The organism is Actinomadura fibrosa, from assembly GCF_900659615.1.
Taxonomy (GTDB): Bacteria; Actinomycetota; Actinomycetes; order Streptosporangiales; family Streptosporangiaceae; genus Spirillospora; species Spirillospora fibrosa.
Window position 1 is genome coordinate 1 of sequence record NZ_CAACUY010000055.1, and the last position, 18,981, is coordinate 18,981.

General features: G+C 69.3%; 18 protein-coding genes, 1 tRNA gene and 1 CRISPR repeat array. Of the genes, 1 reads left to right on the forward strand and 18 read right to left on the reverse strand.

What is annotated here, in order from left to right; genetic code table 11:
* The 3 genes from E1300_RS20240 to E1300_RS20250 all read right to left on the reverse strand — a co-directional run.
* On the reverse strand, nt 1-2,063 hold a 2,063-nt coding region (locus E1300_RS20240; RefSeq protein WP_131758596.1), incomplete at its 3' end, for a chaplin family protein.
* Between the two features lie 152 nt (nt 2,064-2,215).
* Complete coding sequence (locus E1300_RS20245; RefSeq protein ID WP_131758597.1) at nt 2,216-2,908, reverse strand: hypothetical protein; 693 nt, start codon at nt 2,906-2,908, stop codon at nt 2,216-2,218.
* Between the two features lie 95 nt (nt 2,909-3,003).
* Nucleotides 3,004-4,356: a M20/M25/M40 family metallo-hydrolase gene (locus tag E1300_RS20250; protein ID WP_207399859.1), complete on the reverse strand. Its 1,353-nt coding sequence runs from the start codon at nt 4,354-4,356 to the stop codon at nt 3,004-3,006.
* A gap of 83 nt (nt 4,357-4,439) precedes the next feature.
* Here E1300_RS20250 and E1300_RS20255 point away from each other — a divergent pair.
* Nucleotides 4,440-4,525 (forward strand) — tRNA-Leu (locus E1300_RS20255).
* Between the two features lie 801 nt (nt 4,526-5,326).
* Here E1300_RS20255 and E1300_RS52605 read toward each other — a convergent pair.
* The 15 genes from E1300_RS52605 to casA form a co-directional block, all read right to left on the reverse strand.
* Nucleotides 5,327-6,124: an aminoglycoside phosphotransferase gene (locus tag E1300_RS52605; RefSeq protein WP_131758599.1), complete on the reverse strand. Its 798-nt coding sequence runs from the start codon at nt 6,122-6,124 to the stop codon at nt 5,327-5,329.
* A gap of 67 nt (nt 6,125-6,191) precedes the next feature.
* Entirely contained in the window at nt 6,192-6,329 is a 138-nt protein-coding gene (locus E1300_RS50165) for a hypothetical protein (RefSeq protein ID WP_165502917.1), read from the reverse strand.
* The gene (locus tag E1300_RS20265; protein ID WP_131758600.1) at nt 6,329-7,444 is read right to left on the reverse strand and encodes a radical SAM protein; all 1,116 of its coding nucleotides are present in this window, start codon (nt 7,442-7,444) and stop codon (nt 6,329-6,331) included. Before E1300_RS20265 ends, E1300_RS50165 begins: the two co-directional genes overlap by 1 nt.
* A 67-nt stretch (nt 7,445-7,511) precedes the next feature.
* Entirely contained in the window at nt 7,512-7,784 is a 273-nt protein-coding gene (locus E1300_RS20270) for a hypothetical protein (RefSeq protein ID WP_242619266.1), read from the reverse strand.
* Nucleotides 7,785-7,910: 126 nt separating this feature from the next.
* Nucleotides 7,911-8,762 (reverse strand): helix-turn-helix domain-containing protein, encoded by an 852-nt coding sequence (locus tag E1300_RS20275; protein WP_131758602.1) that lies wholly within the window; start codon nt 8,760-8,762, stop codon nt 7,911-7,913.
* Nucleotides 8,763-8,777: 15 nt separating this feature from the next.
* Nucleotides 8,778-9,299, reverse strand: coding sequence for a DUF6879 family protein (locus tag E1300_RS20280; RefSeq protein WP_131758603.1), 522 nt, complete (start codon nt 9,297-9,299; stop codon nt 8,778-8,780).
* A complete protein-coding gene (locus E1300_RS20285; protein ID WP_131758604.1) occupies nt 9,271-9,531 on the reverse strand; it encodes a hypothetical protein in 261 nt (86 codons plus the stop codon). Before E1300_RS20285 ends, E1300_RS20280 begins: the two co-directional genes overlap by 29 nt.
* 143 nt (nt 9,532-9,674) lie before the next feature.
* A complete protein-coding gene (locus tag E1300_RS20290) occupies nt 9,675-10,949 on the reverse strand; it encodes an MFS transporter (protein ID WP_242619270.1) in 1,275 nt (424 codons plus the stop codon).
* Nucleotides 10,950-11,222: 273 nt separating this feature from the next.
* Nucleotides 11,223-12,470: direct repeats of the CRISPR family, unit length 25 nt; unit sequence CCATCCCCGCGGGCGCGGGGCCGAC.
* Between the two features lie 18 nt (nt 12,471-12,488).
* Nucleotides 12,489-12,800, reverse strand: a complete 312-nt coding sequence (cas2e, locus tag E1300_RS20295) for a type I-E CRISPR-associated endoribonuclease Cas2e (protein WP_131758606.1) — start codon at nt 12,798-12,800, stop codon at nt 12,489-12,491.
* The gene (gene cas1e, locus E1300_RS20300) at nt 12,797-13,816 is read right to left on the reverse strand and encodes a type I-E CRISPR-associated endonuclease Cas1e (protein WP_131758607.1); all 1,020 of its coding nucleotides are present in this window, start codon (nt 13,814-13,816) and stop codon (nt 12,797-12,799) included. The genes cas2e and cas1e overlap by 4 nt, the downstream gene beginning before the upstream one ends.
* Entirely contained in the window at nt 13,817-14,578 is a 762-nt protein-coding gene (gene cas6e, locus E1300_RS20305; RefSeq protein ID WP_131758608.1) for a type I-E CRISPR-associated protein Cas6/Cse3/CasE, read from the reverse strand. It lies immediately after the preceding gene.
* A gap of 7 nt (nt 14,579-14,585) precedes the next feature.
* Nucleotides 14,586-15,371: a type I-E CRISPR-associated protein Cas5/CasD gene (gene cas5e, locus E1300_RS20310; protein ID WP_131758609.1), complete on the reverse strand. Its 786-nt coding sequence runs from the start codon at nt 15,369-15,371 to the stop codon at nt 14,586-14,588.
* An 11-nt stretch (nt 15,372-15,382) separates the two neighbouring features.
* Nucleotides 15,383-16,525 (reverse strand): type I-E CRISPR-associated protein Cas7/Cse4/CasC, encoded by a 1,143-nt coding sequence (cas7e, locus tag E1300_RS20315; protein WP_131758610.1) that lies wholly within the window; start codon nt 16,523-16,525, stop codon nt 15,383-15,385.
* 70 nt (nt 16,526-16,595) lie between these two features.
* The gene (gene casB, locus E1300_RS20320) at nt 16,596-17,228 is read right to left on the reverse strand and encodes a type I-E CRISPR-associated protein Cse2/CasB (protein WP_131758611.1); all 633 of its coding nucleotides are present in this window, start codon (nt 17,226-17,228) and stop codon (nt 16,596-16,598) included.
* Nucleotides 17,225-18,898, reverse strand: a complete 1,674-nt coding sequence (gene casA / locus E1300_RS20325) for a type I-E CRISPR-associated protein Cse1/CasA (protein WP_131758612.1) — start codon at nt 18,896-18,898, stop codon at nt 17,225-17,227. Before casA ends, casB begins: the two co-directional genes overlap by 4 nt.
* Nucleotides 18,899-18,981: the final 83 nt, after the last annotated feature.

The window sequence follows — 18,981 nt, forward strand, 5'->3', positions numbered from 1 at the left end:
CCGGCGTGGTGGACCGGCGCGCCGGCGGGGACCCCCGGCAGGCCCGGCAGCGCGACCCCGTGGACGCCCTGGAGGACGTCGGCACCCGGCACGGCCTTGCCCGGCGCCGGCTGCTGGCTGCGCGCGGCCATCGGCGTGACCGGCGCCGCGGGCTTCACCACGCGTCCGGGGACGCCCGGACGGCCCTTCGGCTTGGCCGGAACGCCCTTGACCGGCGCGCCCTTGACCGGGGCGGGCTTGGCGGACGCGCCGGGCAGCAGCGTCGCGGGGTCGAGCGGGAGGCCCGCGCCGGCCTTCAGCGGCAGGCCCTCCCCGCCCCCCGGCAGGCCCGTGACCGACCCGCCGGGGCCCGTGTACGCGCTGCGCTGGCCGGCGGGGAACACCGGCGTCCCGGTGGGCATGGCGTTCGTCCTGGGCAGCCCGCCGAGGCCGGGCACGCTGTTCGAGCCCGGAGCGACCTGCACCCCGGACAGCGACGCGAGCTGCGGCTCGTCGGCCGTCCGGTAGTTGGCCCCCCGGATCGGCCTGGACTGCTGGAGCACGGGCAGGATCGGCATGGCCGCGCCCGGGCTCATCCGCAGCTCCTTGCCCGCCGCGACCGGCGGCAGGCCCACCGTCACCGGGTTCGGACGGGCCGTCCCGCCGACCCTGGAGTAGGGGTGGTAGCCGCCGGGACCGTCCTGGCACGCCGGGTCGGAGTGCCCGACGACGGCCGCGGCGTTCCCGCACACGCCCACCGGGACCTGCGCCGGCACGTTCCCCTGGTTGCCGGTGCCCGCGCCGCCGCCGGACGTCGTGTGCCCGCCCGAGCCGTGCGAGCCCGTGACCAGCGTCTGGCCGTTGCAGCTCGCCGCCGCCGCGCCGATGACCGCCACGGCGTCCCCGCAGACGTCGGTCGGCACGGTCACCGGGGCGTTCCCCTGGTTGCCCGAGGCGACGCCCGCGGCGCCCGAGGTGTGCTGGTCCCCGCCGGAGCTGCTGCGCGCGTGCGCGCCGCCCTCGCAGAACGCGCCCGCCTCGCCGACCACGGCCGCCGCGTCGCCGCAGGCGCTCAGGGGGACGCTGATGGGGGCGTCGGCCTGGTTGCCGCCGAGGACGCTGGTGTCGCCGTTCGTCTTCTGCGTGCCGGACACGTGCCCGCCGTTGCGGACGGACGCGCCGCCCTCGCAGCCGGCGACCGCGTTGCCGACCGCGTTGCCGCACACGTCCAGCGGGGCGCTGACCGGCGCGTTCGCCTGGTTGCCGCCGCCGACGCTGGAGGCGCCGGACGTGGTCTGCCCGGCGCCGGTCGGGCCGCCGTTCTTGACGATCGTCCCGCCGTGGCAGCCTGCGAGGGCCTCGCCGAGGACCGCCCCGGTGTTCCCGCAGACGCTCACGGGCGCCGAGACCGGCGCGTTGACCTGGTTTCCCGCCACGGCGCCGCTCGCGCCGCCGGTGACCTGCCCGCCGCCGTGGCCGGTCGAGCCGCCGCCCTGGTTGTGGACGGTCGAGCCGCCGTCGCAGCCCGCGTCCGCGTGCCCGAAGATCGCGATCCCGTTGCCGCAGGCGCTGACGGGCGCCGCGATGGGCGCGTTGACCTGGTTCCCGGACGCGACCCCGTTCTCGCCGGACGTCTGCTGCCCGGCCCCGGCGCCGCCACCGGCCCCGGCGCCGCCGCCGTCGTTCCGTACGGTCGAGCCGCCGCCGCAGGTCGCGCCCGCCTTGCCCACCACGGCGATCGAGTTGCCGCAGGCGCTGAGGGGCGCCGAGATGGGCGCGTTGACCTGGTTGCCGGACGCGATCCCGTTCTTGCCGGACGTCGTCTGGCCCCCGCCACCGCTCTGCGCGGCGGCGGACGAGCCGCCGTGGGAGGTGGCGTTGGCGAGGCCCGCCGCGGCGACGGCGTTCCCGCTGAGGTCGAGCGGCGCGGAGACCGGGAGGTCCGCCTGGTTGCCGCTGAGGGCGCCGCTGGTGCCGTCCGTGACGTCGGCGAAGGCGCCGGTGGGGATGGCGGTGACACCGAGAGCGACAAAGCTCGCGGTCAGCATGGCGGCACGGGAGGTGCCCTTGGCCCACGTTCGCATGATGCTCCGTTCGGGGGTGATGATGGATGGGACGGGACGAGACGCGCATGGCGAAGCGCCGGTCTCGTGAAAGGACTGACATGCCGCCGGACGGCACGTCGCGGACCCGGCCCGAGCCGCACGGGCAGGGGTCCGGAATCGGTGATCAGGTGCTAGTCGGGCGCGAAGGACGGCTCGTCCGCGGCGGTCCGCACCACCGGGGACTCCACACCGGGGACGCGCGGAAGCGACCCCTGCGGCCGCGACGGAGCCCAGGACAGCACGCAGGGCAGCCCTGCCGGGCCGCCGGACACGACGAGCCCGGCGGCCGTCGAATGCTGGTCGTCCTGGGCGGGCGCCGCCGGCAGCGGCGCCGGACGGTGCTGCACGCCCCGCACCGCGACACGGTGCTCAGCGGAGTGCGGCACGGGAGCCTTGTACCGCCGCGCGACGGCCCGCTCCGCCCGCCGGTGCTCCTGGACGTGCCGCGGCCGCGCATGCGCGGCCGCGGTCTTCGCGACGACGGCCGCGGCGGGCCGTCCGACACGCGGGGGCACGGGCACGGGCGGCGGAACCTCGTTCCGCACAGGCGCCGCCTTCTTCGCCACGTGCTCGACCACATCGGGAATGGGCCTGGCGGGCGTCACCGCCTCGCGCACGGCGCCGTCCAGCACGGGCGACGCCTTCGTCACGACCTCCAGCGGCCGTGGCAGCTCATCCGCGCGCGCCGCCTGCGACGCGTGCGCGCCGCCGAGCAGCCAGCCCGCGACCACCAGGCCGGCGAGCACGAGCAGCCGGTAGAGCATCCGCCCGGTGGCGACACGGCGCAACGGGACGACGATCGTCCCCACCCCGTCGTACGTCACCGGTCGTCCTCCATCCGCGACGGACCAAGCCATCCCCTACAGATGGTGACCGTAGCACCACGGAGAGCACCGGCGACGGTAATCCCGGAGAAAAATCAGGACCGATCAAGGAACCTGTCGAGAACCCGCACGCCGAAGCGCAGCCCGTCCACCGGAACGCGTTCGTCGACCCCATGGAACATTCCGGAAAAGTCCAACTCTGGGGGCAGTTTCAGCGGCGCGAATCCGAAGCACCGCATCCCCAGCCGCGCGAACGCCTTCGCGTCCGTCCCGCCGCTCAGGCAGTACGGCACCGGCAGCGCCCCGGGGTCCTCCGAGGTCAGCGACGCCTCCATCGCCGCGACCAGCGCCCCCTCGTACTCCGTCTCGACCGCATGGTCATGGTGGACGAAGTCCCGCTCGACATCCGGCCCGAGCAGCTCGTCGACGGTCGCGAAGAAGTCGTCCTCATATCCGGGCAGGAACCGCCCGTCCACCTGGGCCTGCGCCGTCTGCGGAATGACGTTCGTCTTGTACCCCGCGTCCAGCCGCGTCGGATTCAACGTATGCGTGAGCGTCGCCCCGATCATCCGCGCCAGCGGCCCGATCCGCTCCAGGCACTTCTGCGGCTCATCGGGATCGAACTCCACCCCGTACGCCATGCACGCCCGCTCCAGGAAGGCCCGCACGCTCTTCGTCAGCTGCACCGGGAACTCATGCGACCCCAGCCGCGCCACCGCCGCCGCCACCGCCGTGACCGCGTTGTCCGGATGCACCATCGACCCGTGCCCCGCCGTCCCCTTGGCGGTCAGGTTCATCCACGCGATGCCCTTCTCCGCCGTCTCGATCAGGTACATCCGCCGATCACCGGGCACCGTCAAGCTGAACCCGCCGACCTCCCCGACCGCCTCAGTGCACCCCTCGAACAACTCCGGATGCTCCTGGACGAGCCACTGCGCCCCCCACTTCCCCCCGGCCTCCTCGTCCGCGAGGAACGCCAGCACAACGTCCCGCGGAGGCTTACGCCCCTCCCTGAGCCGCTGCCGCACGACCGCGAGCATCATCGCGTCCATGTCCTTCATGTCCACGGCCCCACGGCCCCAGACACACCCGTCCGCGATCTCCCCACCGAACGGATCCCGCGTCCAGTCCTCCTTGCGCGCCGGCACCACGTCCAGATGCCCGTGCAGCAACAGGGCGTCGCGCCCAGGATCCTCCCCCTCGATCCGCGCGACGAGACTGGCCCGTCCCGGATGCGACTCGAAGATCCTGCTCTCCAACCCGACCTCGGCGAGCTTCTCCGCGACGTACTCCGCCGCCACCCGCTCCCCGGGCCCGGAGTGGTCCCCGGGATTGCTCGTGTCGATCCGGATCAGCTCCTGGCAGATCCGGACGACCTCGTCCTCAGCGGACGGCTGCTGGCCCACAATGATCACCTTCGCGCCTGGGTCCCTCGCGTACCCGTCCATGGTGCCCCGTCGATCGACTTCGCCGCGAGTCGGGACCTTTGGTATGGTGAAGCCCGCCGCAGCCGCGCTGCGGCACGCAACCGGTCCGGGTGGCGGAATAGGCAGACGCGCTAGCTTGAGGTGCTAGTGCCCTTTACGGGGCATGGGGGTTCAAGTCCCCCCTCGGACACAAACCCTCAGCACAAGTGGAGGCCGGGATTACCCAGGCCTCCACAAGCTTTTTCTCGGGGTAGTAGGCCACCACCAACACGAGCCCGCGATGAGAATCAGCTTCGTCACGCGGAGAGCCGCGACCAGAGCCCGAGCAAAATCCTCCGCCTGACGGCTGGCTTCTTCGACGCGGCACCCGGCGAGACCCTCTCAGCTTCGTAAAGCAGAGCCAGCTATCAGGCGCTTCTCAAGCCCAACCTCCGGCTCTCCGCGGACGATCGTCAACCACGCCATGCAACCAGCCCACTCCGCAACCCGCCCCGCGGACGCGAGGCCGACAGGTCTCAGGCCATGTCCGCGATCGCATGCGGGGAACCATCCCCGCCGGCGCGGAGCCGACTGAGTAGCAGGGGGCCGGGACAACCAGGTGATTGGACCATCCCCGCGGGCGCGGGGCCGACTCGTGACCTCTGGGGATCGTGCCGTCGTAGCGTGGACCATCCCCGCGGGCGCGGGGCCGACACTTGTTGACCTGGGGTCTACCGGGAAGTAGGCGAATCCTCATTCGGTTGGGTTCAACGACGGGCCGACAGTATGAGGCCGTCAAGTCGATGGAATACCGCGGTGTTTGCCTGCGGTACGGACAGCCCCGAGCTTGTTCGCTGGCAGCCGACTCGACGAGGATGGCTTGCTCATCGCCGCTGCGGGTGACGAGCAGGTCGACGAAGCGGTCGCGCACTCGAACCGATACTACGCCCAGCTCCGGAGACGACCGAGGTGTACCGGCGGCTCACGTCCAAGCGCTGATCCGGTGCCGGGCTCAGCGAAGCTGGGTGCTTGGTTGCGCCGATCGGTGTGTGTCCCAGTGCCGTCCGGCGTCGGCGAGGCGTTGTATCCATGGTTCTGGGTCGGCGCTGGCGATGTCGGCCCACATGGCGGCCTGGGCGCGGACGAACGCGTCGACGCCTGGACGTGGTGCGTCGTTCCAGGAGGGGAGGCAGGCGGCCCAGGCTTCCGCTTGGGCCGGGGTGTGGCCGGAGGCGATCAGCCAGACCGCCCAGCAGGCCGGGTCGATCCAGGCGGCACCGCGGGTGGGCCAAGCCCAGTCCAGGATGTGCGCGCGATCGCCGATCAGGACGTTGGTGGGCGTCCATTCGGTGTGCAGGAGCCGGTCACCAGCGAACAGGTCTGGGGTGTCGGTGTAGGCGGCCCAGCGTTGCTCGGCCCGTTTCATCGGCACGTCTGGGCACGGGACGTCCTGGAGCCGCCGCAACGCGTCGGCGATCGTGGGCAGGTCGCGTGAGCCGGGTGAGTAGTTGGCCGCGTGACCGTCGAGGTGTTCGAAGCCGAGCAGGTTCCAGCCGTCGCGCTCGACCGCCCATTGCAGGGTTGCCGACAGGTGCCGCACGTAGGGGTTGATCCGCTTCTCGCACTCCTGCGTCCAGACCCGCGGGTGGTCGTCCCGCAGGCCCTTCACGAACGTCCTGCCGCGGCTGGTGCGGACGGCGACGGCGATCTGCGAGTTCAGGCCGTCGGCGACGGGTTCGGCCGCCTGTATCGGTCCGGTCATCTCCTCGATGAGGTCGCGGACGCTCTCCCAGTTCAGACGGTCGGTCACGGCGGCACCTTATCCAGGCGGCGCCAGCGGAAGCCGTGCATGCACGGCTCCCACGGACGCCGGCGGGTCAGCGGTAGGGGTTGTCGTCGCCGCAGCCCATGTTGGCGGCGGCCTCGGCGAAGGCGTCCAGGTCGTCGATGTAGACGACCTCGTCCTCGGGTGGCGTGGGTGTCGGTGCCTTCAGTTCGACCAGGACGGGTTCCATCAGCGTGTCTCCTTCTCGGTGTGCTGGCAGTAGGTCGCCAGGGGAGCTTTGGCCTTGCGGAACAGGGTGACCAGCGGCATGCACGTGCCACAGGTGCTGCTCAGGGTGCATCCGCTGCAGCCGGCTTGACGGCGCAGTAGCCCGTCGGCGATCGGCCTGAGCGCTGCCAGTCCGGTGACGCCTTGCTCGGGCAGGGAGATCTGCGGATCGCGTCCGACCTTGCAGATACTGGCCATGCCGTGCGGGTCGACGTGGAAGAAGGCGTGGCCGGCGTCGCAGCCGGTGAACGGAGTCCGTTTGGACAGGTGCTTCGGGGATTGCGAGGTCAGGCTCTCGGCGCCGCCGTAGATGGTGGGCGAGATGTTGCTGAACTCCCGCGCCGGCGTCCCGTAGCGATCGGCCAGGGCGTGCATGGCATCGACCTCATGGGCGTTGTCCTGGGTGACGATGATGCTGAGATCGAGTGGCAGCCCGGCCGCGTGGGCGGCGTCCAGGCCGCGGATGAACTTCTTGTACGAGCCTCGGCGCTGGGTCAGCCCGTCGTAGCTGGCTTCGGTGGCGCCGTACACGCTCAAGGTGATGCGGTACGGACGTCTCGCGGTCAGCAGGTCCAGCAGCAACGGGTTGGCCAGTCGGGAGCCGTTGGTGAGGATCTCGACGAGCATGCCAAGTTCGTGAGCCAGCGAGTAGACCGCCGGGAAGTACCGGTCGATCATCGGCTCGCCACCGGTGAGCTGGAGCCACAGCACTCCGGCGTCGCGCATGGCGTGGAGCATCCGCTCGCGTTCTGGCCAGTCGAGGCCGGAGAACTCCTTCAGTCCGAGGTAGCAGTGCTTGCAGGCGTAGTTGCATCCCAGGTTCAGCTCGTAGGAGGCGCGTCCGAAGCCGTACGGGGTCTCCGGTCGGACGAGGACGGTCTCGGCGATCGGCCGTCCAGCCAGATCCAGGTTCCATGTTCGTTCGGCGGCCTGTCGCAGCCAGTTGGGCGTCTTGGCCGCTGAGCGTGTGTCTGCCAGCTCGCGGTACTTGGTCCTGGGGATGTTGATCCCGTTGCGGTGCCCGGGTCTCACGACGAGGTAGGAGCCGAGGTAGGGGCTGGCGATCAGCTCGTGCATGAGGTCCTCCGGACCTTGGCTTCGGGAGGCGTCGGCGATCAAGTAGCGGGGCGGCGGCCGTCGTATGTCATGTCGGCCTGGCGAGCTTGCCTTTCACCGCGGTGACCACATCGGCGATGTGCGCGTCGTCCGCCGGCGCGATCGCCTCCGCGCCCTCGAAGTGGAACCAGAGCTCACCGCCGCAGACCATGCGGGGCTCGCAGCGCACTTTCACCGGCTTCGTCGGCAGGTCGTCGACAGGCGCCGCCACCGACATCAGCGGCTCGAAGTCGGCGAGCTCCACATCATGACCGTGTGCCTTGAGGGCGTTGAGCAGGGTGAACAGGCGTGCCGACTGCACCTGGCTGCGTACGTCCGTGGTCAGGGCGGGTTACACCTCCTGAGCGGCGGCTATCAGCGGTAGCGCGTTGACCACGACGCTAGGCATCCCTGGGATCGCTAGGCGATGAGTGTGCGTGGATGTGCGTCAGGTCCCGAGCGCGGCACGCGCCGCAGTGATCAGGGCTCGTGCGGCATCTCCATGGACGGCCAGTTCCGCCAGCTCGAAGAACGCCTTGATGTAGGCGGCGATCTCGACCGGCTGCGTCACCGTCACGATCGCCGACAGCAGTTCCACGCTCACCTCGACGGCATCGAAGACGGTGAACCCCTCCACGGCCCACATCGGCCGCTCAGCCGTGAACGGAATGATGCCTAGTGACACGGACGGCAACGACATCACCGCGGCCAGATGGTCCAACTGCTCCGCCATCACGTCCTGGTCGCCGACGCGGTAGCGCAGCACGCTCTCCTCGATCAGCAGCGCGAACCGGCGATTCCCTGTCCGCAGCATCCGCTGCCGTTGCACGCGGGCCTCGACGGCATCGCTCACATCGTCGGGGAGCTGTCGGAACCGCCTGATGGACGTCAGCAGTGCCGTCGCGTAACCAGGCGTCTGGAGCTGTCCCGGCACCACCAGCGACTGGTAGACGCGGAAGTGCCGAGTGCGTTCATGCAACGGAACGGCGGACTCCTGCAGTTGCCGCAGCCCGGTGCGCTCAAGCCGGCGCCATTCGACGTAGGCCGACTCGACCGCCCGCAGCGTCGCTATCAGGTTCTCGGCCTCGGCCTGGGCCTCGCATGCCCCACACCAAGCGCGGACGTCGTCCACCGAAGGGTTCTGCGTGCCCGACTCCACCTTGGAGACCTTCGTGCGCTCCCATGCACACGCTCGGGCCAGCGCAACCTGTGTCAGGCCGGCATCCAAGCGAAGCTCACGCAACCGCTGTCCCAGTGCGCGCTTGGCCTGTTCGACGCTGGACGAGGGTGATCGAGGCATGGGGCGACGAGAGTCTCAGACGGGGCGATAGTCCGAGTGCGGTATCGCCCGTTCCCACACCATCTCGAACGCCGTCGCACACAGCTTGGCCACGGCCGGATCGCTGACCATCTCGTCCTCCAGGTGGGCACCTGCGCCGCTGAAGTGATGGAAGCGCACCAGCCGGTCGTCAAAGCACCAGAAGTCGTTGCCGGGCAGGCACACGTCAGAGGCGCGACGGCGGGGCAACCACCGCACCTGCTCGCCGACGGCCAGGTTGGAGAAGGTCACGTCGTACTCGAACCGGATGTAGTCGGTGATCGGCTCCGACACCACCCGCGCCCGCTTGACCTGCACCCCACGCTTCACCGCATCAGCGATCGTCTGGTGGAACTCACTCCACCACTGACTCCGGTCGGCCGGATCCTCACGGTGCCCGCACTTCCACGCCTCGAAGCGCTCGGACGGCACGTCGTACCAGTCGCGCATCTCCAGATGCACCGCCGACCGCTCACACCCGGCCAGCAACTCAGCGAACGGCGGCAGCTCCGCCATCATCGGCCTCCAATGCCGCCAGAGCCTCTCGGACGATCGGCGCCATCCGGGTCGGCAGCCGCACCACCGACTCGTCCGCCGCGATCGGGCTATGTGCCGCGACCTGCCGCAGCGTCTCGGCCTCGGCGACCGTCCAGCCTTGGAACACCAGGTCACCGGTCTCCCGATCGACGAAGACCGCGGGGCAGTGCTCCTTGTCCGTCTCAGGATCAATCCCGATGGACTCTAGAGCCACAACGGCCTCCCACCGACGGCGTGCGCCGACGTGCGCACGCCCGAGAGCCTCACCCGCGGCCACTCGCAGTGTCAAGCGGTTACGAACCGTAGCTGTCGTCGGGATGCGCCCTGCTGAGACTCAGGGTTACCACTGCGCTTGCCTCAAGCTCCCTCGGCCACAACAGTCCTTCGGCCAGAGTCGCCTACGGCGAGGTCCGCGTCATCGATGATCGGAGAAGCAGTAGGCGCCTTCAGCTCACTTCTAGTGAACAGAAGCGCCAGGCCTGTCGCACCAACGATCAAGCATCCGCCGACCAGGGACACAGCGCGCACACCGGATGCAGTGATCAACGGTCCCGCACTGAGTAGGGCCAGCGGAGTAACCACGAAGCTCCCCAGAAGCACCCAACTGATCACGCGCGCCAGCACGTGCTCAGGGAAGGCACTCTGCAACATTGTCGCCCACATCACCGCATAGGCCCCCTGGCAGATGCCCGGCAGCAGCATCGCAACCGCGAGCACGGGCCAGGAGACTCTAATGCTCGTCAGGAACAGCGGTACCGCCGCCGTCGCAGGCAAGAGCACAATCGCCGCTACCGGATGAGCAGGCCGCCACCGGGCGGCGAGGATCGCACCAACCAGAGCGCCGGATGCTTCGACACTCTCCACAAGACCCCACGCGCCAGAGCCACCCCGCTCATCGCTCATGTACAGCGGCCCAATGATCGACGTGAACACGGCTGCCGACACCACGACCATCATGAACTGCAAAGTCGGTATCCACACCCACCTGTGATGCGTGAAGGAAGACCATCCAAGTCGCATCTCAGTCAAGACGGCGAAGTTCACCTTCCGTCTTGCATGCGCTGGAATCTTCACGGCCCCAAGGATCAGCGCTCCTGTCACGGCAGTGAACGCAGCGATGATGGCGGCCAACCCTGGTCCCACAGCGGCGACCACAACCCCAGAACACGCCAGACCGACAAGCAGTCCAGCCGACACAGCTTGGTTCATTAAGGCATTACCGACACGCCGACGGTCCCCCTGAACTAGATCCGCGACAACAGCACGTTCAGCGGGGCCGAACAGAACACGAGCCAGTCCCGCAAGAAACGCCAACACACCGAGGCTCGCAAGGGGGGATTCACCGATAAGGAACAAAGCACCCAAGGCTGCCCACGTCAAGGCAGCCAGAGCCTCAGCACCGGCCATGACGCGCAGGCGACTGAAGCGATCACCCCACAGCCCTCCCATCAGCACCAACAGGGCCGGCGTCGCCTTGCAGGCCAGTACGACTGACAGCCCGCTCGGTCCATGACCCGCGCCGATCCTCCCCCAACACAACGCCAAAGTACCGAATCCGTCACCAGCGCTCCCAACCAGGCGAGCGGCAAGCAACCCGACAACACGACGTTCGACCAACCTAGAGGCATCCATCTCCCGGCGCACACCCCAACGATATTGTGCGCCGCGAGCCCCGAGGTGAGTGGCGTGCGGATGCGTTCACGTGGCGCCAGAAGCTCACTTTAGAAATCATGACAATCCACACAACAGTGGATTAGATGGACTCGATGCAACGACTCCACCTAGCAAATCTATTCAGACCTCTCCCCTGAAAAGCCACCTACGCGACCGCTGCCGGAGAATGAACGTGCTCGCTACGACAAGGATGATCTGGCTGATCAGACTTTCGATGCCCAGCACCATGAACCATCCCCGCGGGCGCGGGGCCGACTGGTCCGTCGCGGGCGAGCGCGACACCGCCCGGGGATGATCCCCGCGGGCGCGGGGCCGACCAATTCGACGGCCGCGGCTCCATTTCGAGCCAAGGACCATCCCCGCGGGCGCGGGGCCGACCGAAGCGACGCCCGCCCAGGAGGCTGACCGTCGGGACCATCCCCGCGGGCGCGGGGCCGACCTCGACCGCGTGGGGGATGAGCCCGATCGTGACGGACCATCTCCGCGGGTGCGGGGCCGACAGGTCGCACACCATCGCGACGAGGTCCCGGCGCGGACCATCCCCGCGGGCGCGGGGCCGACGCGCCCGTGCGCAGCTCCAGCGGCGTGCAGCCCGGACCATCCCCGCGGGCGCGGGGCCGACCTTCAGTCGGTTTCTGTCAGACACCTGGGAGTCGGACCATCCCCGCGGGCGCGGGGCCGACGGCCACGGCGACCTCTCTGCGCTCACCATCCGCAGACCATCCCCCGCGGGCGCGGGGCCGACCTGCCCGACACCGGCGGTCCGGGGATCGTGCGGGGACCATCCCCGCGGGCGCGGGGCCGACTCTTCCTCGTCGGCCGCACGCTTCAGACGGTGGGGGCCATCCCCGCGGGCGCGGGGCCGACAGCCGTCCGCCGCCGGACCCGACCCGGCCCGGAGGACCATCCCCGCGGGTGCGGGGCCGACTCGATCTGGTTCCACGCGACGAACTGGTGGGCGGGACCATCCCCGCGGGCGCGGGGCCGACGCGCCGCCGATCTGGCGCGGCGGCGTGTGGCGCGGACCATCCCCGCGGGCGCGGGGCCGACCCGGTGGGGTCGCCGCGCTCGGCGAGCGCGCGCGGACCATCCCCGCGGGCGCGGGGCCGACGACCTCACTCCCGCGAAGTCGTTGAACAGCGCGGGGCCATCCCCGCGGGCGCGGGGCCGACCAGCGGTCATGGGCTCCCCTCGGGTGGAGTGGGGGACCATCCCCGCGGGCGCGGGGCCGACGCCTTGAGATTGTTTGCGCACCCCCATGCATCAGGACCATCCCCGCGGGCGCGGGGCCGACCACGAGGATGAGTCCCCAGCCTCTCCCCTGGCAGGACCATCCCCGCGGGCGCGGGGCCGACGGCCGAACGATCCTCTCCATCTGCTCCACGGCTTGGACCATCCCCGCGGGCGCGGGGCCGACGATAATGTGCGATCCGTCTGTTTCGCTCGCACGTGGACCATCCCCGCGGGCGCGGGGCCGACGCTTGTTGACCTGGGGGTCTACCGCGGAGTAGGCGGATTTTCATTCGGTTGGTTTCGGCGGCGGGCCGAGAGTATGAGGCCGTCGAAGTCGACGGGTTTCCAGCGGTCCTTACCTGCGGTTCGGACGGACCAGCCTTGTTCGTTGGTGGCTGGCTCGACGAGGATGGCTTGGCCGTCGCCGATGCGGGTGGCGAGCAGGTCCCAGAGGCGGTCGCGGACGCGGCGGCTGGGGTTTCCGACGAAGACGCCAGCGTGTACTTCGACCATCCAGCGGGTGAGGTGTCCGCGGAGTCCTTCGGGGGCGGCGATGAGGACGACGACGGTGGTCATGTGGTGGTGGAGCTGGGTGGTGGGGCGAATTCTGGGCCGATGATGGCGAGGTGCTGGTCTCCCATGCCGGGCTGGATCAGATCCTCGCTACCGGACCAGTTGACGCCGCCGGTGACCGTTCCGGCCTTTTCGTCCCAGAGTTGGTTGACGTCCTCGTCGATGGGGATTAGTGCGGCTTCTTCGGGGGTGAGGAGGGTCTTGATGTCGTGGACGATGCGGCCGAGGAGGCGATTTTCGGCGATGAGGTCACGGAGGCCGGTGCGGGCGTCGCGTTCATCGGTGAGGCCTTTGGCGGCCAGGTCGAAGGCGAGGGGGATGGTGTAGTCGGCCTTGTAGAGGTCGGCGATGTCTAGGACGAAGGAGATGGCGGAGCCTGTATGGACGAAGCCCAGTCCTGGGCTGGCGCCGAGGCCGACGATGACGGCGTGGCAGATGCCGTAGAGGGCGGCGTTGGCGGCGGAAAGCAGCCGGTTGAGGTCGTCTCCGGCGGCGTGGGCGTCTCCGGCTTTGTATTCGCGGCGGTTCCAGGCGACGCCGGTGCGTTGGGAGTGTGTCTGGTACAGCTTGCGGATGCGGGTGCCTTCGCGTCCGCGGAGTTGTTGCATGGTGGTTTTGGAGACGTCTTCGCCGGGGAAGCGCATGGCGTACATGGCGCGGGCGACGTTGAGGCGCTCTTTGGGGCGGGTGACCAGGTAGGCCTGTTGGTGGAGGAGTCCGGCTCCGCGGGCGGGGCCGAGTCCTGAGGCGTAGAGGCGGACGCCTTGTTGGCCGACCCAGCAGATGGCGGTGCCGGAGTCGCCGAGCAGGTTCACGGCGCCGTGGGTGATTCGGGTGCCGGGGCCCAGGAGAAGCGCTGCGACCATGGCGGCAGGGATGCGGACGGTTTCGCGCTTGTTGATGACGACGACGGCGTTCTCGTCGCGGTCGACGTGGCTGCGTTCGACGTAGACGCTTGAGATGCGGTCTTCGAGGCGGTGGAGGTCGTGGGGGTGGGCCTTCCACCAGATGTCGGGCATTCAGCCTCCTGCCAGGGGCGCGAGGGTGAGGAGTCCGCAGCCGTAAGCCTTGGCTGGCCCGATGCCGTCCAGCAGGGCGCGAGTGAGGAGCTCGGTGTCGGCGACCTGGAGGCGTCCTTGGAAGGTTGCGACGTGCAGGATGACGTGGCGCCGGTTCTTCTTGGAAAAGGAGAGGCGGTCGCGGTAGATGATGCGCACGTCCGGGGCGGGCGTGGAGTCGTCCAGAGGCAGCGTCGGTATGCCGGGGTCGGTGCGGGCGGGTGGGATCTGGAAGCCGTACTTGGCCGTGCGCTTCAGCAGCCAGTTGAGTTGGTGTGCGGCGGTGCGGTGCCCGGTGCGGACGGACGTGCGGCGCTTCTTCGCGCTCGATGCTTCTCCGTCGTTCCCTGAAGCGTCGCTGGTCTCGGAAGGACGCTTCAGGTTCTGGACGGGGTTGGCGGTGAGCCGAAAGGTGAACTCCCGGCCGATGGCCAGTTGTGCGAGGAGTGGGGTGTAGTCGGCGACGACGGAGTGCGCGTTGTCGTCGGCGGCGGGCCAGCCTGCGGCTTCGACCAGGTGCGTCCAGTCAGGCTTCGAGCGGGTCAGGGCGATGAGGTGGGGGCGGTGGGGGTTGTCGGTGTCCAGCCGCCACAGCAGGCGTTCGGTGTCGGGAAGCCCGGGGATGGCGGCGCAGACGTGGCTGTGCATGATCTGCGGATTGGTCAGCAGTTCGCGGGACTGCTGGCGCAGCGGGTTGATGCGGATACGGGACAGGTAGGTCATGGTCGGTTCACCAGCCCAGCAGCGCGAAGGGGTCGTGACCTGCGTCGGTGGGCTCGTCGGGGTCGGGGAATCCGGTGGGGGCCGCGACCCATGAGTGGGCGACGCGGCGGCTGGTGAAGCGGCGGTCGCGCAGGGAGAACGACAGCGGGACGTCGTGGACGACGTCGTCGCCGTCAGGGGTCTCGATGGTCACTGGGAGGTCAATGCGGGGTGGGCGGCCGTGGCGGCGGCGGAGTTCGCGGCGGGCTGCGGGTCCGGCTTGCCAGGGCTGGTCTTGGAGTGCGTCGTTCAGCGAGCCGGGGTGGAGGCCGAGGATGATCGGCTGGGTGGGTGGGCAGGAACGCCGTCCGAGCGCGAGCGGGAACGCCGGACGGCGCACGGCGGCGGCCAGGGAGTCCACGAGGCCGGCGGGGCCGGCGACGGCGACGACGAAGACGGCATCCTGCAGGTAGTAGCGCTGCGTGACGTGGGTGTACTTGGCGGGCGAGGTCGGCTTCTGGGTTCCTTTGGCATTGACTGCTGCCTGCGGCAGTGGTCGGCCGCGGTAGTCGCTGACGGTGTGGTAATCGCGCAGCAGTGTCCCGGCCTGGTCGGTTCGCACTCCCAGTGACAGGTCAAGCAGGTCGCCGGGTGGCTGCTCACGGCGCCGTCCTTGTGCGGCGGCGAGCAGCCCGAGGACTCCGGACTTGGTGGGTTCGGGGCGGGTTTCGCGGCGGTTGAAGCGGCTTTGTTCGCCCCAGGATTGCAGGGGTCCGGCGAGCCGCAGGACCAGCACCTTTTGTGGGTCTGCCATGGCGGTGGTCCCTAGCTCTTCCAGGTTCGGGTCAGCACCCGGTCCAGGGAGTCGAGCATCGCGTCGAAGGGCTGGTTGTCGCCGAACGCGCGGGCGATGTGGTCGTCTGGGGCGTCCTCGAACGCGTGCGAGACGGCGGCGTGGACGGGCTGGTCGCCCCACTGCCGGACCGAGCGCGAGTATTCGCGGGCTAGGCGGTTGGCCGATTCGGCGGCTACGCCGCGGGCGGCGCCGGAGGCATCGGTGGCGGGAACAGGCTGCTCGAACGCAGAGACCAGGTTGACGGGCTGGTCGTCGCGTACGACCACGGCGACCAGGCTGGGGCGGGTGCGGTGCGCGAAGGAGGTGATGTGGCCGGTGGGCATCGATAGTGCGAATGCTTGCCCGAAGCGCCGGATCGCGTCCAGCGCCGCTTCGTTGGAGCCCATGTTCTCGACCAGCTGGTGCACGCCGATCGTGGCGTAGCGGTACAAGGTGGCGGAGTTGAAGCCGATGTTGCCGATCATCCCCGCGCCGGTCTCGTCGGACTCGTTGGCGTCGTCGACCGCGGTGTAGTAGTCCGACTCCAGTTCGACGCGGTGGGTGGACAGGGCGTGGGCGACTTGGGCGGCGGCGTCGACGTTGAGGGAGGGGATGTCGGCGACCATGCGTCCGAACAGCGCGACGCCCATGGGGTGCCCGATCTTGAGCTCGTCGGCGATTTCCAGGTCGACGGCCTCACCGAGGTCTTCGTCGGACATGGCGGCATAGTCGTCGGCGCGGTCGGCGATCAGATCGACGATCCGGTCGAGTTGGCCGTACCCGTAGTGGAGCAGGTAGGCGGTGTCACCGGCCTTGCGTCCAGCTTTGATGCCCAGAGGTTCGAGCAGCGCTCCGGCCAGCCGCTGTGCCTGCTCGGTCTTCACGCCGGTGCGGGTGTGGAGCCGGTCGGACAACTGCTTGGCGATCTGCTTGGTACGGGTGGACTGATCGGCTTCGGGCAGGTGCCGGTCGAACTCCTTACGGGTCGCACGCTTCCACGCTTGCGAGGAGACGCGAGAACGGCGGACACCGCCGAAGAAGGCTTCCTTGGGATTGCCCTGGTCGTCCCTATTGAGGTTGGCCGGCGGGACGGTCTGCACGATGTGGTACTCGACGTACTGCTGCTTCGCCATGTGTGGCTCTCTTCCTGGGAAGGCCTGGTAGCCGAAGGAGGGGGACTGGACGAGGTGAGCCGGCTGCCGCTCAGGGCGCGGTCGGCGTGCTGCCGTCGGAGGCTCGACCGTCGGAGCCGCCGGGCACGTTCTTGTCGTCCTTGTGCGCCCAGACCTGGTACTCCACCGCCAAGCGGCGGCGGGCGCGGCGGCGGCCGTCCTCGTAGTACCAGTCGTGAATGAGCTGCATCAGCCCGTCGTAGTCCAGGGGCTGATTGATGACACGGAGCTGGTCGACGAGGCCACGCAACCGCATCAGCAGCGCGGCCGGGTTGGTGGTCGTCGCGGCGGCGTTGACTCGTGCATCGACGGCCTGGGCGCTGAAGCGACCGCTGGCCCGCAGCCGGTACAGCGCTTTGCCCAGTGACTCCTTCGGCTTGTGCATCGAGGTGGTCTTGGACTGCTGGTGGAGGCCGTAGAGGGCGAGCGCCGCGTGCTCGGCCTGTTGCTCCACCGACACCCGGTCATGCTGGGCGAGCTGGTCATCGACTGGGCAGGTGTAGAACCGCCACATGTGCGGGACCTCTCCCGCGCCGCGTCCCAGCCCGGCACGCAGCGCGCTCAAGTCCTCACCGGGCGGACGGCCGAAGAGGCGGCCGCCGCGCGGGTTGCGGGCGAGCCAATCACCGTTGGTGTCGACCCGGTTCCAGTAGCGCTGAGTCATGGGTGTGCCTCGCGTTCGGGTGGGGAAAACGTTCGACGCTCGTCGGCGGCGCGGGGAAGTATGCGGTCCAGCCGCCGGTAGAAGTCGTTGACGGCGATGCCCAACGGGTAAGCCGCCGCGGTGCTCCCGTCGGACTTTCTGGTCTCGCGGCCAGCGAACACGCTCTCGGGGACGGCGACGTGCACTGAGTCGGCGACCTGCAACGCCAACCGCCGGGCCTGCCGTTCCCAGGCCAGCCGCCCACGGTCGAGGGTGTCCTCGTCCGGGACGTTCTGTAGGCCGCGCAGCAGACGCCGTACCACCGGATCCAGTAGGTACAGCAGCCGCTCCCCCGGACGTTGACCTTTGTCCCAAGGGATGGGATCCAGGCCACTCGCGCGGCGCAGGTCGGCTGACAAGTAGTTGAGGGCTTGTGCGAGTTGCTCGGCCTGCTCGGTCGCCTCCAGCACCGCAAAATGGACATCCGCATCGACGCGCAGCGCTGCGACCGGCAGGGGAACCATGTCGTGCAGGACGTCCTCGACTATCGCGGACTGATTCCCATAGACCACACCGAACGTCTCCGCCCGCAGCGGATAATGCTCGTCGATCAGCCCGTCACCGGACAGGCCCCTGATCTGGTCCAGTAGTTCACTAGTGCGGAACGAGGCGGTCTCCTCGGCCTCGACCGCAAGCAGAGCGCTCATGCCGCGCCAGATTGCTTTGCCCGGCATATGCCGCAGTGGTCGCTGCGGGGTCGGCTTCGCTGCCTTCGCCGTTCTCTTGGCCGTCTTCGCTGGAGCGTTGGTTCTCCAGGCCGTGTGCGGTTCCCAGTCGGGTGTCATCGCGAGCCGGTCCCCTGCCGCGACCACGACGCGAGGAACTCGGATTCCTTCGGGTGTCTGCTCAGGGATGAGCCGGATGCGCCGCGACTGCCAGGTCCAGAGGTCGAGCAGGCCTTGCGCTGCTCTGCTCTCCCAGGTGGCGGTGATGGTGCGGGTCCACTGAGGGGTGCCGAGCCGCCCTTGGACACCGATCGGGATGTTGAGCAGGAGGGTCTCGTACAGGTTCCGGCCGACCGGCATGATCACGCCTAGTTGTCCCAGGGGACCGGTCGGGTTGCCTGTGGTCTTACCGGACTTGACCATCGGGTCGCCGACGGCGCCGGTCTTGATGGCGGCGGTGTCCCAGCAGTGCGCGTGCAGCAACCACAGCGCTGCCTCGGCCGGTGTCAACTGAGGCGGATCGTCCTCGGTGCGAGCGGAGAACAGAGGCACGTTGTTGCCGGTGGCCTCGGGAGCCACGATCAGCCCCGCGCCCTTCGTCTCGTCCCTGACGGTGTGCAGGTCGGCGACCTGCGCGAACGGGGTCTCAGGGTGGAAGAGGTCGAACCGGGGCCGGTGCTCTTCAAGGTAGGCGTCAAGTATGGCGAGTTCGGCTTCTGTGAAGGTCCCGTGAGTGAATCTGTCCGCCCATGCGCGGTGGGTGGCGGGCGCTCCAAGTGCGTGAACGACGACCGGGAGGAGAACCTGCCGCATCAGCGCCGGCCACTGGGTGGGAAGATCGACCGCGATCTCGGTGATCTCCCCGGCGCGGTGCAGGACGTCTCGGAGACCCACCGGTTCAGGAGTTGGCGAGTCGCCGAAACGCGCGCGCAACCATGCTTCGGTCACCAGGTCGAACGCAGGCATTGTCGACCTCCCAACTGGTTTTGTGTAGGTAATCCGTCGCTAGGCCGCCTTAGGGCGAGGTGTAGTCGGTATGACAGAGTTGG